Source organism: Comamonas sp. wu1-DMT (genome assembly GCF_040187805.1).
Lineage (GTDB): Bacteria > Pseudomonadota > Gammaproteobacteria > Burkholderiales > Burkholderiaceae_C > Comamonas > Comamonas thiooxydans.
This window is the reverse complement of record NZ_JBANEM010000030.1, coordinates 1-14831: the sequence shown is the minus strand read 5'-3', so window position 1 is coordinate 14831 and position 14831 is coordinate 1. Positions and strand designations below refer to the sequence as shown.

13 protein-coding genes are annotated in these 14831 nt (G+C 58.1%); all 13 read right to left on the bottom strand.

Annotated features, from left to right (window positions below):
- Window positions 1-98: 98 nt before the first annotated feature.
- Window positions 99-602 (bottom strand): hypothetical protein, encoded by a 504-nt coding sequence (locus tag V8Z78_RS25195; protein ID WP_349732382.1) that lies wholly within the window; start codon window positions 600-602, stop codon window positions 99-101.
- Window positions 603-775: 173 nt separating this feature from the next.
- Window positions 776-1123: a hypothetical protein gene (locus V8Z78_RS25190; RefSeq protein WP_003067549.1), complete on the bottom strand. Its 348-nt coding sequence runs from the start codon at window positions 1121-1123 to the stop codon at window positions 776-778.
- A complete protein-coding gene (locus tag V8Z78_RS25185; protein ID WP_012838742.1) occupies window positions 1120-2505 on the bottom strand; it encodes a cytochrome P450 in 1386 nt (461 codons plus the stop codon). The genes V8Z78_RS25190 and V8Z78_RS25185 overlap by 4 nt, the downstream gene beginning before the upstream one ends.
- The gene (locus V8Z78_RS25180; RefSeq protein WP_349732381.1) at window positions 2502-3812 is read right to left on the bottom strand and encodes a hypothetical protein; all 1311 of its coding nucleotides are present in this window, start codon (window positions 3810-3812) and stop codon (window positions 2502-2504) included. Before V8Z78_RS25180 ends, V8Z78_RS25185 begins: the two co-directional genes overlap by 4 nt.
- Window positions 3813-3849: 37 nt before the next feature.
- Window positions 3850-5286 carry a capsule polysaccharide biogenesis protein gene (locus V8Z78_RS25175; RefSeq protein ID WP_349732380.1) on the bottom strand — a complete coding sequence of 479 codons (1437 nt, stop codon included), beginning with the start codon at window positions 5284-5286 and terminating at the stop codon, window positions 3850-3852.
- Window positions 5287-5443: 157 nt separating this feature from the next.
- On the bottom strand, window positions 5444-7465 hold the full coding sequence (locus V8Z78_RS25170) for a capsule polysaccharide biogenesis protein (RefSeq protein WP_349732379.1): 2022 nt from the start codon (window positions 7463-7465) through the stop codon (window positions 5444-5446).
- 92 nt (window positions 7466-7557) lie between these two features.
- Window positions 7558-8577 carry a glycosyltransferase family 29 protein gene (locus tag V8Z78_RS25165; RefSeq protein WP_349732378.1) on the bottom strand — a complete coding sequence of 340 codons (1020 nt, stop codon included), beginning with the start codon at window positions 8575-8577 and terminating at the stop codon, window positions 7558-7560.
- Window positions 8574-9614: a glycosyltransferase family protein gene (locus tag V8Z78_RS25160; protein WP_349732377.1), complete on the bottom strand. Its 1041-nt coding sequence runs from the start codon at window positions 9612-9614 to the stop codon at window positions 8574-8576. Before V8Z78_RS25160 ends, V8Z78_RS25165 begins: the two co-directional genes overlap by 4 nt.
- A 21-nt stretch (window positions 9615-9635) precedes the next feature.
- On the bottom strand, window positions 9636-11189 hold the full coding sequence (pgi, locus tag V8Z78_RS25155; protein ID WP_349732376.1) for a glucose-6-phosphate isomerase: 1554 nt from the start codon (window positions 11187-11189) through the stop codon (window positions 9636-9638).
- A 135-nt stretch (window positions 11190-11324) separates the two neighbouring features.
- The gene (gene galU, locus V8Z78_RS25150; protein ID WP_349732375.1) at window positions 11325-12191 is read right to left on the bottom strand and encodes a UTP--glucose-1-phosphate uridylyltransferase GalU; all 867 of its coding nucleotides are present in this window, start codon (window positions 12189-12191) and stop codon (window positions 11325-11327) included.
- 32 nt (window positions 12192-12223) lie between these two features.
- Window positions 12224-13396 (bottom strand): nucleotide sugar dehydrogenase, encoded by a 1173-nt coding sequence (locus V8Z78_RS25145; RefSeq protein ID WP_349732393.1) that lies wholly within the window; start codon window positions 13394-13396, stop codon window positions 12224-12226.
- Window positions 13397-13400: 4 nt separating this feature from the next.
- On the bottom strand, window positions 13401-13958 hold the full coding sequence (gene rfbC, locus V8Z78_RS25140) for a dTDP-4-dehydrorhamnose 3,5-epimerase (protein ID WP_349732374.1): 558 nt from the start codon (window positions 13956-13958) through the stop codon (window positions 13401-13403).
- On the bottom strand, window positions 13955-14831 hold an 877-nt coding region (rfbA, locus tag V8Z78_RS25135; RefSeq protein ID WP_349732373.1), incomplete at its 5' end, for a glucose-1-phosphate thymidylyltransferase RfbA. The genes rfbA and rfbC, both read right to left, overlap by 4 nt.

Sequence of the window (14831 nt, the reverse complement as noted above, 5' to 3'; positions counted from 1 at the left end):
GCCAATAAAAGGAAAAGGCTGAATGCTATTTTTTTTAATAGCACTCAGCCTTCATTGCTGCGCATAAGCAACAGTGAATTTAGTGGTTAACCCCTAATTCAGTCATCATGGCGTCCATGCCCACGCCCGTGACCATGACCACGCCCCCGGTCATCGCGATCATGCCTGTCCCAGTCACGTCGATCGCGGCGATCGTCTCTGTCCCAGTGCCTATGATCCCGGCGGTCGTCATGCCAGTCGCGTCGCTCGTGGTGGTGGCGCGGCGGAGGTCCTGCACGCCAATGGGGCGGCGGATTGCGCAGGAAATAGACCGGCCGGCCGCAGGCGTGATAGCTGCCGCAGTAGCGGCGCCAGTTGCGCGAATGGCCGGGCGGCACCCACATATAGATGGGCTGCACCTGCGGCACTACCGGGCCGCCCCACATCGGCTGGGCATACAGCAGCGGCGGTGGTGCATTACCGATATTGACCTGACCGTAAACCCCGGGCGCCAGCTGGCCTGAGATGGAGCCGCTGATATAGGCCTGTGCCTGGGCGGCACCCGCTGCGCAAACCAGCGCCAAGGCTGCCAGGCTGCGGATGAGTGAAGTGCGATTGGACATATGTCTCCATGCTCGATATAGATCACCGTGGGCCGGCGAGATCGCGCTTCGTCCCGGAAACGCTTCAGTCCTTAACGCGCCAGAGCCGAATCTCGCTGACCCGGACCGGGCATGAAGCGTAATGAGGCGTAATGAGCTCATCCGGCTCATGGGCTGAATGGCCTGCAGCCCTGTCACCTGATCGTCTGGCCCTGCAGACCTTTTTTCAGAATCAGGTCCACCACGGGCTGCTCGCGCTTGTTGGCACGCATGCAGTGATCCTTCTGGAAGTGATCGGTGATCCGGATGACCCAACGCGCCCAGCGCTTGTTCTCGCGTTCGCGCCAGGCATGCGATGACACGCTTTCCCAGGCATAGCCATTGAGCACTGCCGCATTGACAAAATGGTCCAGCGCACGCACTCCGGCCCTGCCCCGCTCCGTCTTGCCGAACAGGCCGACCCAGCAAAGAATCAGCCAGCCCACGACCGCCAGCGGGACGACTGCACACATCAGCGCAAAACCTGCCAGGCGCTCCTTCATGCAGCCTCTCTCTTGCGCAAATTGATGCGTACGCCATTTTCGGAGCGAATCGTCAGCCGCCCCACGGGCTGCGGCACATGGCCTGCCGCCGGCAGGATTTCATAGCGCTGCAGCAGGCAGGCCAGAATCAAGACCGCCTCCTGCAAGGCAAAGGCTGCCCCCAGACACACGCGCGGACCCATGCTGAAAGGCATGTAGGCGTGTTTGATGGCTTCCTTGTCCTCCTCACGGTCAAAGCGATCCGGGTCGAAGGCATCGGGGTTCTTCCACCATTTTCGGTGGCGCTGCAGCAGCCAGGGCGCCACCACCACCGTGCTGCGCTCCTTCAGCTGCTTGCCCCTGATAGGGCAGGACTGAACATTCTCCCGAGCGAAGAAGCCCACAGGGGGAAACAGGCGCAAGGTCTCCCGAAAGATATTCCAGACCTGAGAGAAGCTCTTCATGTCCGCCTGCTGCGGCAGACGATCGCCAACCACCTCCACCACTTGCTCGTAGGCACGCTGCTGTATATCGGGTGACTGGGCCAGAAGATAACTGGCCCAGGTCAGCGCGCTGGCCGAAGTTTCATGCCCTGCCAGAAACAGCATGGCGACCTGATTGACCAACTCTTCCTCGTTGAAAGGCTCGCCGGTGTTCGGATCCTTGGCCTGCATGAAGGCGGCAAGAATATCCTCCTGCTCCTCGGCCTCCCCCTTCAAATGCGCTTCATAGCGCGGCTTGATCATGGCGTGCAGCAAGCCACGAATCTCCCTGGCCGCCTGGTTGCTCTGCCAGCGATACCAGGGCATGGTCAACCAGCGAGCACCGAACAGTGCTGGCAGCATGAGCTTGGGTGCCAGTGACTGATAGCGGGCAAATGCCTCGAAGATGCGATGCGCATCCGGCCCCTGCATGGGCTTGGAGAAAATCGTGCGGAAAATGATGTCGGCCGTGACATGGGTCATCTCGATCTCGATGTCGTACGGCTGTCCCTCCTCCACGGCATCCAGGCGCTCCAGCATGGATTGCGCGGCTCCCAGCATGCGCGGGAAAGCGACGTTCACGCGCGCCTGGGCAAACGCGGGGTTCATCATGGTGCGCTGACGCTGCCACTGCTCGCCATTGGTCGTGAAGATGCTGTCCCCCAGCAAAGGCTCCAGCGATTCATGCAGCAGATGGCTCTTGGGAAACTGCTGCGCCTCGCTCTGCATGACTCTCTTGACCTCTTTGATGTCATTGAGCATGTAGAGATCCACGCCGGGCAGATGAACCTCACCCATCTGCATGCTGTAGCTGCGCTCGAACAGGGCGTCCATCCAGGAGCGCCGCGCATGCCAGAACATGCGCAGCTTCGATGTCTGTTCGGGGTGGGGCTTGGGATAAACGGGACAGAAACGACTCATCGCACCAATTTCCTCTCTATGTAGTCATGCATCGGACCGGCGCTGGTGAGTAACTCGAAATAATCATAGGCACCGGCAACTTCGCCGGCCATCAGATACTGAAAATGCATGCGCATCTTGTTCCTGCGCAACCAACGGTAGGTTGTCGGCAAAAACAGCTTGTGAAAGCGCGGGGAGCATATCGCCTGCGGATTGAATCCCCACTGCGGCCGGCGCTTGCGGGAATCAGCAACGGAGTTGACGGACGGGGCCCCATCCTTGCGCCCATCCTCGCGCAACGACAGCCCCACCACATCACACATGCCGAAGCACACGCTATCACTGGGAGAAGAAATGTCGGCCCAGTACACCGCTTCGTCCATGGCGACCTCACGCAAGGTTTGCCGCAACGCGCCAGCGCCGGGAAACAGCCCGAACAACGGAATGCAATTGCCCAGGGTGACCAAGCTCACCAGCGGCTTGCGCGAAGCGTGTGAGGATAACGGATCTTCAGCCAGCTTACGGCGAAGCGCCTGAGTCAACTTCAGAGCCTGCACACTGCCGACACTGAAGCCGACCACGACCACCTCGCGCCACCGCTGCTGCTGCATGGCCTGCGCCACCTCGGCGGCCATCGCCTCGATACGAGCATCCAGCACGGGGAACGTTTTCCTGGAACTGGCATGGGCAAAGTTCAAAATTCTCAAAAGCCAGCTGATATGCAGATACCGGTCCAGCACAAAGCCGCCCCAGCAAACGGCAGCAAGCACTGCAAGCATCAGCGCGAATGCGCCCCCTTTGGGCAAACCGTCCCATAGATTAACGAGCAAGGATCCCATGCCGATTCCGGCCAGCAGCACCAGCAGCATGTAAAACAGCGGATACATCAGCGCCCACAGGGTAAAGCGCGCCTGCTCCCGCACGGGTTTGAGCCACTGCCTCAAATTCCAGATGGAAACATAGGTGCCCAGGGCCTGGCGAAAGACTTCCGCTCGACTTTGGGGCCAATGAAGACGAACCTGATCATGCCAGTCAAAGAAAACAAAATCGGCAGATTCAGTATTTTCGGAATCCCTCTGAGAGACCCGCCATTGAGAATGCAGCGATTTTTCTTGCGCGGCCTCGCCCTCACTCCACTTCTCTCTGCTGCCAATCGCGTATTTTCTACCCTCGGAAACAGACGGCTGCTTTTGCGACTCGGCGCGCATCAACTGGTGATAATGCCTTGCACCGCGCGGATCAAAGCCGCCCATGAAGATCACCAGGCGCTCGCAATCACTTGTCTTCCCGGAAGACTCAAATGAGATATTCTTTTCGCTGCTAGTCATTGCACTCCGGGAAACGGCCCCCTCTCCATACCAAGGCTTATTCGACAGAGGCGACCCCCTGCAACATAGAAGGCATGGCATTTTCCTGATTTTCCTGTCGGGCAACGAATACAGGCTCCGTAACCTCTTCCGGCCAAAGCAAGGGATCCACCGACGAACCGCCTCCCCACAAGCGCTGCGCCATCTGTCCATCCAGCGCGGCCCCGCAACGCCATGAGACAGCCGAAAGCCGGCGATAGAAGCTGCCATTGATCTGCGTGCACTCTATCAAGGCCCTGCGAAAGCGCGAGAGCATATCCTGATCAGGAATGGCCTGATGGGCCCGAAACCAGAAATCCCGCATCTTGCCCTGATAGGTCAAGCCTTCCAGGTCATACAAGGCATTGCCGCAGACCTTGACGGGAGCACCATGACCCAATGCGGAAAGACCGGTCGTGCTGTTGACCAGCACCACTCCCTTGGCACTTTTGAGCAACGTAGGCAGGTGCTGATCATGGATGTAGAACACCTTGCCCTGCAAACCATGGCGCCTTGCCAACAGGCTGATGATATTGGCGTAGTTCCGGTGCCCCCGGTCCATGGGATGGTGCTTGAACACCACCACGTCATCCGCAATCGACTTTCCACCTTCGGGCACACCGTTCATGCGCTCCAGCGCCTGCGCCCTGGAAAATGAATGCAAAACGTGATTGATGAAATCCGTCACGAAATCATAGTTCGAGTGAACCACGATCTGGGCATCGTTATATACCTGCAACGGAGCCAGGAAGAATTTCTTGCGCAAATCTCCAAGCAGCAGATTCTCGATTTCCTTTTCCGTGCGGCGATACCAGAATTTACGCAGATAACTCAGCCACCACCAAGGCGCATCCCTCACGGTCATGCTTCTGTGATGCAGGGAGTTATTCCAGAACCACTGCCCCAGCCAGGCAGCAAAGAAATACAGCATGCCCCACATGGCCGAATGCCAGAATGAATTCCCGACCTTCTTCCATGACTCCGTCACCGGTCCATTCGGATGAGAACGCTGTGGCTCAGTCTCTTGATGCGCCCTCTGTTTAAGCCATATGGCCAGTCTCTTTTCAAAATGAGAATGCCCGTTGACGCCCATGGGCTCAAAGGTGATGTGGTCGGGCCGCAGATAGCCTTCTTCAAACACGCCAAAGGCACAACCCAGACGCTCCGTCATGGAGCGCACGCACGCATGCACAGGCCGGCAATCGCCGAACAGCAGTACCGCGTCAATCCGGTGCCTGATGATGAAGGCCTCCAGAACCTCGGGCCACTGTGCCAACTCCCCCTTAAACGAATGGGCCTTACGCGGATAGAACAGCCAATCCCCTGCATTGAAGTTGAACTTGAAAACAGTCGCCCCCACCGAGCGCAAGTCCTTGGCCAGGTTCCAGAAAAAAGGCCCTACCGGGCCTTGTAGCAACAAAACACGTTTAGACGCAAATCCACTCTTGTTCTTCATGCGTTAGGAACTGCGGGCTGTCAGGCCGCTTGGTATTTTATGGAGGCGTCATGAAGCATGACTGCCCTATTTTAGGGGTTTCACCGAGCGAAACCTGTGCACATCACTGCACGTTGACAACAAATCGATGAAAAGTAATTGCAAGAAAAGGTAAATATCACCAATCCGACAAAATCGACTGAAGCAATACCTTGGATTTGCGCCATTGCCGCCTCAACCAGCCGGACTTCAGGCCCTGCAAACTGCCCGACTGCTCCAGGGCGGTACGTTGCTCAAGCAAACGCCTGAGCACCGCTTCGCAGCTCGTGTAGCCTCTGAGCACCGGATCCCAGTACAAGGGGTAGTGCAGCAGTGCCCCGGCAACCAGCTCATCCAGAGACAGTGCGCGGCTGCGGCGCGGCACCCGCAGACAGTCCTGCGTGAGCCCCCATCCTGCGTAGAACGGCCGCCCATGCACCACCACCTGCTTGTTGCGCAGCAAGGCATCAAAGCCCGTCAACGAGGTCATGGTCACCACCACATCGCAGGCCTCGATACAGCTCACCACTGAAGCGCCTTGCTCCATGTGGTCGGCATACAGCAAAGCCTGAGCCGGCTCGACACGCCCCTTGCGATTGCCGCTGCTCACATCGGGGTGCGGCTTGAAGACAATAAAAGCATCGGGAAATGCAGAGCGTGCTGCCTGAATCAGAGCCAGATTCGTGCAAACACCCTCTGCATCGCAGCCAAAGCGAATGGATGCGTCGTCCTCCACCTGACCCGGCACCAGCACCACTTGCCGACCTTCCTTCGGACGGTCCTTGTGGAACCAGTCCACCGGCCGATTGGGCTCCAGGTTGTACTTGGTGATGCCGTGCTCAACGATGAAGGCGCGCACATTGCGTGCACGCTCCAGGTCCTGCGCCGTGAATGCCCGCGTGTTGAGCAAATCCTCCAGCTCCGAAGGCTGACCTGGGTCGAAATAAATGCCCTTGGCATCCAGCACAAAGGACTGCGGTGGGATCAGGTCGGAGCCCAGCCCCACGGAGCGCACAAAGCCATCCTCCATGCGAAGCAGGCGCACGCCCGATGCATCAGCCAGTTCCTGCACTCCTTCGGGCGGAACACGGCCCCAGCAGACCAGACAGTCATCTCTTTCGGGCTTCAGCGCGGCAGCGGCATCCGCACTGCGCGCGTGAACAACTCGCTTTGCGTGCAAGGACAGCATCTGCCGAAAATTCCAGGCACGCCAGCGCGGAAAACCTACGCAAATCATCCGACCCGAGTAACGCCGAGCCATCTCCCGCTGCCTATCCAGCCAGACCGTCACATCTGCGATGGAACCCAACTGCCTTGTTTCAGGATTCAGATATCGGGTGTAGTGCATATAGCCAGCGGCAAACAACTCGTCCACCGAGCGCCTGCGCCCGGCCCTGCGCCCCATGGCTGCATGCTGGGGCTGGCGATCATCCGTCACACCCCAGCCCGCGTACCAGGGCACGCCAAAGCAGACCACCGGCTTGCTGGCAAGCAAAGCCTCAAAGCCCATGGTAGAGCTGACCACATAGACCTTGTCCATCTGAGCAATCAGGCTCATCGGGTTGACCGCATCACGCAACACCACCGTACGGGCATCGGGCTGCACGCCCGTCAGATAACCGCCCTTGCGGCCCGAAGTCACTTCAGGGTGGGTCTTGACATAAACCGTGGCCTGCGGATTTTCGTCCAGCGCTGCCGCCAGCATGGCTTCAAACGTAGCGCTATCCGCCCCGCCCTTGGCCACACTCATATCTCCAGCCGTCTGGTCCACCACCAGAACCCGCTGAACATCATCAGCGCGCAATACGCCTGCAGGCAGATCCGGTGCATGGTTGTATTTGCTGAGGCCCGCTGAAAGTAGCTTCTCGCGGGCCTGCCGCACCAGCGCGGCATCCGGTGCCAGCACATCGGCATCGCTGCTCAGCAGGTGCTCCAATGCACTGGGTCGCGTGCAATCGTAGTAAATGCCTGCATCATCAACCACCAATGACAGCGGCGGGAAATGCTCTCCCGTGCCGAAGGAGCGCAGAAAGCCATCCTCCAGCGCCACATAAGGCAAACCATGCTTGCCTGCATAGGCCACAGCCTTCCGAGTGGTTGGGCGCAGGCCCCAGCCGGCTACCACGTCAACCGGGGCGGCGCGCCACGTGCGCAAGCGCACTGGCGTCGCCTTTAGCAACACCGTAAGCAGAGGAAGACGAAGTATTCCTCTCGAAAAAATACCCAGTCGGGAGTCTTGGTAGTTGCCACTCATCACGAAATCGCCGCCGCACTCTCTTCAGGCCCCGACTCCAACTTCCTTAGCCCGCTCTCACCCCATTGCGCCACCAATGCACGCTCCTTCATCCACTGATGGCGGCCATCAGCTTTATGGTCTGCTAATGCCAAGTGATAGGAGCCTAAACCTGCCCACTCACCAATACCAGCGATCGCAACGCCGCTCCATGACTCATTCATGTCAAACAACCACTGCAACAGCAAAACACCTGCGCTAGGAGGTGCCTGCAAGCGAAACACCAATTTCCGCCACACTGGCAGAGGCACAGTCAACACCTTGGTGCCGCCTTCCAACAATGGCTTCAACAGGGTCCAACGACGTAATGTGTAACGCACGTCGGGCCCGGCCATCACAACCCAATGAACACCTTCAGGCACAGGTCCCTGATACCCTGGGGACAATACCCACACATGGGTGCACACTCCCACTCTCTGAGCCAGTGCATCTTCGCGGGGAAACTGATTGAAACGGATTACCGCAGCATGAGAATCAATCGCCAAGCCCAGATGCTGACTACGAAGGCTTCCTGCATTGCCCACCACGCAAATGCCTTTTTCTTTGCGTTGAAGTTGCAGCCACTGAATAAACTCAGTACGCCATTGCGCCTGTAAAGAGTCCACCTCACCAAGATGCGCCTTTTCCGCATCTGCGGCATATCTGGCCAATGCGGGAGGAAGGGCTTGTTTTCCTTTGAATCGAAACGCCAAGCTTGGCACCAATTCCGGCAAAAACTCAGACACCAAACGCAGAACACCTTGGCGGCCCACTGCCCCCATACGTGGAAGTTCGTCCAGTAACTGATGCATCCAGCGTCTTGGCGGCACACGCCCCAGGTCGCGCAAGAACTGCACATACCCCAGCATCAGCCATGGGTAAGCCAAAGAACCGCCATATCTCACTGCCTGGGCATAAAGCTCTAAGGTCTGCCGGTCATAGAGACCCAAGCCACGACGCTTGCGAGCCTTGAAAAAGGCGCTCCATGCAGATAGCCTCATGCCTGCACCTGCTCCAGCGCGAACGCCTGCCAGGTGCTACTGGTCTTCATGACATCGGCCAACGGCAACACGCGCTCGCGCAATCCCTCTGACTGAGCATTCAAAGCTTCATCATTCCCCAACAAATATTCCAGATGCTCCTCAAAGTCCTTGTCAGAGCTAGCACGTAAGGCTCCTGCTCCGTCAAAGCGAATGGCATCAGGCAAGTTCGAGCACACCGTAGGTACGTTCCACCACGCGGCCTCCATCACCTTCAACGCCGACTTGCAGCGGGTAAAGGGCGAGTCCTCCAATGGAGCAAGATTGATCGCCGCACCTTCAAAGCAATGGTGATACTGCTCAAACGGCAATTTCGCCTGATGCACCAACTGCTCTTTCCGAGCATTCAATGCGAAATTCAGGGGGCCTGTCACCCGCAACTGCGCATCTGCATGCCGGTGCAGCACTCTTTCCAGCGCAGGCACCAGCTTCGCAAAATCCCGATCGTGGCTACGTGTCCCTGGCAAATACGTCATAACCTTGGCAGAAGACCTAGGTAGGAGCGGCGGTAGCCCCCTCCAGTTGTGATGCACGGCATTCGGCACCACGGCTACCTTTGTCCCAGGCAAGATCCGACGCACTTCCTCTGCCAAAGGAGTTGTTGAAACGGAAATACCTTCCATACAACTCAAGGCCTCCAGGTGCGCCGCAAATTGCCTTTGTGTCGTGGCCAGATCAACCAAACCGTTTACAACGCCAGGGCTATAAACAGCCTGGGCAGGGTCCATGATCAGGTCATCCACATCGGCCAGCACTTTGGTGCCTCTGTGCCGTAGCCAAGTCAATGTTGCCCTGAAGCGCCAAGTGGCCCTGGGTCTGTGCAATACGAGCACGTCCCAGCGCTGCGTCCATGGCAATGCCGATAAATGGCCGCTCCAAACCTCATGCCCCAGAGCCTTGATACCGTGGGCAAGATTCATGCAACGATAAACAAAAGATGGATCCTGCAAATAGCGGTCAGCCCGCTTATTGCATGCCACGAACGCAATCCGCGCCATTCAAAACTCCACTGAGCTGGGTCAGGCCCGGCAGTACGCCAGCAACCCAGCAGTGGAAGCATCGAGCCCGGACAGATTGCCGGAGTCAATACGCGTACGCAAATCCTTGGCCAGCGTCTTGCCCAACTCCACCCCCCACTGGTCAAAGCTGTTGATGCCCCATACCGTGCCTGCCACAAACACCCGGTGCTCATGCAGGGCCAGCAAGGCTCCCAGCGACTCGGGAGTCAATGCATCCAGCAACATGAAGGTACTGGGGCGATTACCTGGAAAATCCTGATGCCCAGCCAGTTGCTCAGGCCCGGCCTTGCTTCCTTGCATCAGCGCCTGAGCCTGCGCCAGGGCATTGGCCAGCAAGGCCTCCTGATGCTCGGGCAAGCCATGGGTCGCCGTGCGAGCGGCAATGAACTCCACCGGAATACGCTGGGTTCCCTGGTGCAGCCACTGAAAGAACGCGTGTTGGCCATTGCTGCCAGGTTCACCCCACACCATGCCGGTTGTTGGATAGCCTACGGGCGTGCCATCTGCACGCACCTGTTTGCCATTGCTCTCCATCTCGAGCTGCTGCAGATAGGCCGGCAGTCGGCGCAAACCATGGTGATATGGCGCAACGCAGCGCCCCGGCATACGCAGAAAACTGCCGTACCACACATCCAGCAAACCCAACCATACCGGCGCATTGCGCTCCAATGGTGCCTGGGCAAAGTGCGCATCCATCTCCGCTGCACCGGCCAACAAACGCTCGAAAACCGCCGGCCTTACGGCCACAGCCACCGGCAATCCCACTGCAGACCAGATGGAAAAACGCCCGCCAATCCCCTCCGGGATATGCAGGGTCTGGGTGAAGCCGCTCTGTCGAGCAAGGTCCTCGCGCGAAGACACGGCCACAAAATGATCGGGCCAATGCAGGTCGCCCGCCGCGCATACCCAGGCCTTTGCCGATGTCATATTGCGCTGCGTCTCGGCCGTGGACCAGGACTTGGAAGCCACGATGAACAATGTCCGCTCGGGCTCCAGCCCTTGAAGCGCCTGATGCAGATCATGTCCATCCATATTGGACACCACGTGCACACGCGGCCCGCCTTCACACCAGGGTTGCAATGCCTGCAGCAGCAATTCAGGCCCCAGGCCCGAGCCACCAATGCCGATATGCACCACATCCGTAAAACGAGCCTGTTCGCGCAACTGCTGCGCCAACGTCAGCATGGCGCGCAGGCCCACATGGCATTCTTCCTCTGGCATGGCGCAACCCTGCGGCGCCAAAGGAGCACGCAAGCGCACATGCAAGGCCGGGCGCTGTTCGGTTTCGTTCACCACAGCCCCGTCATACAAAGCATCGCGCCGCTGTGCCAAACCAGCCTCCCTGGCCAATTGCAGCAATGCCTCCAGCACAGCCTCATCCCAGAAAGATTTGGAGCAATCCAGCAAAACATGAGGTGCCTGCAGGCTCAGATGCTCAAATCGAGACACCTGCCCCAGCGTGCTGGCCAGACTCAGCTCAGCCCCGCAAATGCCGGCCAAGGCCTGCAGTTTTTCCCAGACAACAGACCGCGCTGCTTCATCAATGACTCTCATTTCTGCCCCCCCCCCGGGCTCACAGCGCACTATTGCTTTTTTTCGAAAAGCTTTTCAGCACACATTCACAAAATAAAAAATAAATAAAAGACTTCCAGTCCCTGTTCATAAAGGACAAGAAGCTTTTCTGAATAGTTAGACCTTCAACGACTGCAGCAGTTGCTCAAACTGTTCACCCACCTCAGGGTGCTTGCGTGCCATGGCCAAGGTGGCCTCCAGGTAGCCGATCTTGGAGCCGCAGTCATAGCGCTTGCCTTGATAGCGATAAGCCAGAACCTGCTCTTCCTTCATCAGCGCAGCGATCCCATCAGTGAGCTGGATCTCTCCACCGGCGCCCTTACCCTGGCGGGCCAGATGATGAAAGATACGCGGCGTCAGCACATAGCGCCCCACCACCGCCAGCGTGGAAGGTGCTTCCTCCGGCTTGGGCTTTTCCACAATCGCGTGCACGGCCTCCAGGTCTTCCTTGAGCGGCTTGCTGTCCACAATGCCATAGCTGCGCGTGTCTTCGCGCGGCACTTGCTGCACGCCCAGCACCGAGCACTTGTAGTAGTCGTACACGTCCACCATCTGGCGCATCACCGCCGGCTCGCCATCCAGCAAATCATCGGCCAGCAACACGGCAAACGGCTCATTGCCCACTACAGGCTGTGCACACAGCACGGCATGACCGAGACCCAAGGCCTCAGCCTGGCGGATGAAGACGCACTTCATGTCCGCGGGCATCAGGCTGCGCACATAGTTGAGCATCTCGGTCTTGCCGCGACGCTCCAGCTCATTTTCCAGCTCGTAAGCCTTGTCGAAATGGTCTTCGATGCTGCGCTTGCTGCGGCCAGTCACAAACACCATTTCCTTGATGCCTGCTGCCAAGGCCTCTTCCACCGCATACTGAATCAGTGGCTTATCCACCACCGGCAGCATCTCCTTGGGGCTGGCCTTGGTGGCAGGCAAAAAACGGGTCCCCATACCAGCCACCGGGAATACAGCTTTTCTTACTTTCATCTTCACGCGTCTTTCAATGTCAAAAATTAGTCTCAGGAATCACCGCCAAACAAATCGCGCGTATAGATTTTCTGCGGCACATCTGCCAGCTCATCCACAACACGATTGGCCACGATCACATCGGAAATCCGCTTGAACTCCGCCAAATCCTTGACAACGCGGGAGTGAAAGAAATCAGGAGCATCGAGCACAGGCTCGTACACCACCACTTCGACACCCTTGGCCTTGAGACGCTTCATCACCCCCTGGACGGAAGAAGCACGGAAATTGTCCGAGCCAGCCTTCATCACCAGGCGATAGATACCGACCACCTTGGGATTGCGCTTCAGAATATCGTCCGCCACAAAATCCTTGCGTGTGCGGTTCGATTCCACAATCGCATGCATCAGGCTCTGCGGAACATCGGCATAGTTGGCCAGCAACTGCTTGGTATCCTTGGGAAGGCAGTAACCGCCGTATCCAAATGATGGGTTGTTGTAGTGCCCGCCAATGCGTGAGTCGAGACTGACCCCTTCAATGATCTGGCGCGTATCCAGCCCATGCACGGCCGCATAGGTATCCAGTTCATTGAAATACGCAACGCGCATGGCCAGATAAGTATTGGCAAACAGCTTAATGGCCTCGGCCTCGGTGCTGTCCGTCAGCAATACCTGCACATCCTTTTTGATGGCGCCCTCGCACAGCAGATCGGCAAACTGCTGACCGCGCTCGGAACGCTCCCCAACCACGATGCGGCTGGGATGCAAGTTGTCATAAAGAGCCTTGCCTTCACGCAGAAACTCTGGCGAGAAAACAATGTTCTCGCTACCCAGTTGCTCTTTCAGACGCTTGGTAAAGCCGACAGGCACCGTCGACTTGATCACCATCACCGCATCCGGATTGATGGCCATCACCTCTCGTGCAACCGACTCCACCGAATTGGTATTGAAGTACTGCGTTTGCGGGTCGTAATCCGTAGGCGTGGCGATGATGACAAAATCCGCACCAATATAGGCATCCTGCTTATTCAGAGTAGCGCGGAAGTTCAGCTTCTTTTCCGCCAGGAAACTCTGAATTTCGGCATCCACAATGGGAGACTTCCTGTCATTGAGCAGAGCTACTTTACGCTCGTCAATATCAAGCGCCACCACTTCATGGTGCTGGGCCATCAACATGGCATTGGAGAGGCCTACGTAACCTGTTCCCGCAATCGCAATCTTGTTCATTTTTTCAATCCTTTTCAAACACCTCGGCCTGCTTGAATGCGGGCTGATGCCGATCCTTTTCGGACAAGGAAAACTCGATATCGAGCTGTGGCCAGGCAATAGCTATGTCGGGGTCATTCCAGAGCAGGCCCCGATCCGACTCGGGCGCGTAATAGGCCGTAGTCTTGTACACAAAGTCCGCCGTGTCGCTGAGCACCACAAAGCCGTGGGCAAAGCCCGGCGGAATCCAGAGCTGTCGGTGATTCTCGGCACTCAGCTCCGCACCCACCCATTGCCCAAAAGTGGGCGAGCTGCGGCGAATATCCACGGCCACATCAAACACCGCACCCGAGATCACACGCACCAGCTTGCCCTGGGCATGGGGCGGCAGCTGGTAGTGCAGCCCACGCAGCACGCCCTTGCCGCTGCGGCTGTGGTTGTCCTGAATGAACTCGTGGTTAGTGCCCGTAGCCTGGTTGAAGAGGTCCTGGCGAAAGCTTTCCAGAAAAAAGCCGCGCGCATCCCCAAACACCTTGGGCTCGATCAGAAAGACATCGGGAATGGCCAAAGGCGTGAACTTCATGCGTGCACCTTTTCCTTGAGCACCTGCAGCAGATATTGACCGTAGCCATTCTTGACCAGCGCCTGGCCCAGCTTCTCCAGTTGGGCGGCATCAATCCATTTCTGGCGATAGGCGATTTCTTCCGGGCAGGCCACTTTCAGGCCCTGGCGCTGCTGCAAGGTGGCGATGAATTGCCCGGCTTCGAGCAGGCTGTCATGGGTGCCGGTGTCCAGCCAGGCATAGCCTCGGCCCATCAGCTCGACATTGAGCTTGCCTTGCTGCAGATACATGCCGTTGAGATCCGTGATCTCCAGCTCGCCCCGCGCCGAAGGCTTGACCTGCTTGGCCAGCTCCACCACCTGCTCGTCGTAGAAGTACAGGCCGGTGACCGCATAGTGGCTCTTGGGCTGCTTGGGCTTTTCTTCGAGCGACAGCACCTTGCCGTCGGCATCGAATTCGGCCACGCCATAGCGCTCGGGGTCTTGCACATGGTAGGCAAACACCGAGGCGCCGTCCTGGCGCGCATCTGCTTTTTTGAGCAGCGGCTGGAAGTCGTGGCCGTAGAAGATGTTGTCCCCCAGTACCAGGGCGCTGGGAGCGCCGTTGAGGAATTTCTCGCCAATCAGGAAGGCCTGGGCCAGGCCATCCGGACTGGGCTGCACCTCATACTGAAGATTCAGGCCCCACTGGCTGCCGTCGCCCAGCAGTTGCTCGAAGCGCGGCGTGTCCTGCGGGGTGCTGATGATCAGAATGTCCCGGATGCCCGCCAGCATCAGCGTGCTCAGCGGGTAGTAAATCATGGGCTTGTCGTAGATCGGCAGCAGCTGTTTGCTGATGGCCAGGGTGGCGGGGTGCAGACGGGTGCCGGAGCCGCCAGCCAGAATGATGCCTTTG

Coding starts and splice junctions, on each gene's coding strand:
- V8Z78_RS25195 (WP_349732382.1), bottom strand. CDS start 602: ATGTCCAATCGCACTTCACTCATCCGCAGCCTGGCAGCCTTGGCGCTG.
- V8Z78_RS25190 (WP_003067549.1), bottom strand. CDS start 1,123: ATGAAGGAGCGCCTGGCAGGTTTTGCGCTGATGTGTGCAGTCGTCCCG.
- V8Z78_RS25185 (WP_012838742.1), bottom strand. CDS start 2,505: ATGAGTCGTTTCTGTCCCGTTTATCCCAAGCCCCACCCCGAACAGACA.
- V8Z78_RS25180 (WP_349732381.1), bottom strand. CDS start 3,812: ATGACTAGCAGCGAAAAGAATATCTCATTTGAGTCTTCCGGGAAGACA.
- V8Z78_RS25175 (WP_349732380.1), bottom strand. CDS start 5,286: ATGAAGAACAAGAGTGGATTTGCGTCTAAACGTGTTTTGTTGCTACAA.
- V8Z78_RS25165 (WP_349732378.1), bottom strand. CDS start 8,577: ATGAGGCTATCTGCATGGAGCGCCTTTTTCAAGGCTCGCAAGCGTCGT.
- V8Z78_RS25160 (WP_349732377.1), bottom strand. CDS start 9,614: ATGGCGCGGATTGCGTTCGTGGCATGCAATAAGCGGGCTGACCGCTAT.
- pgi (WP_349732376.1), bottom strand. CDS start 11,189: ATGAGAGTCATTGATGAAGCAGCGCGGTCTGTTGTCTGGGAAAAACTG.
- galU (WP_349732375.1), bottom strand. CDS start 12,191: ATGAAAGTAAGAAAAGCTGTATTCCCGGTGGCTGGTATGGGGACCCGT.
- V8Z78_RS25145 (WP_349732393.1), bottom strand. CDS start 13,396: ATGAACAAGATTGCGATTGCGGGAACAGGTTACGTAGGCCTCTCCAAT.
- rfbC (WP_349732374.1), bottom strand. CDS start 13,958: ATGAAGTTCACGCCTTTGGCCATTCCCGATGTCTTTCTGATCGAGCCC.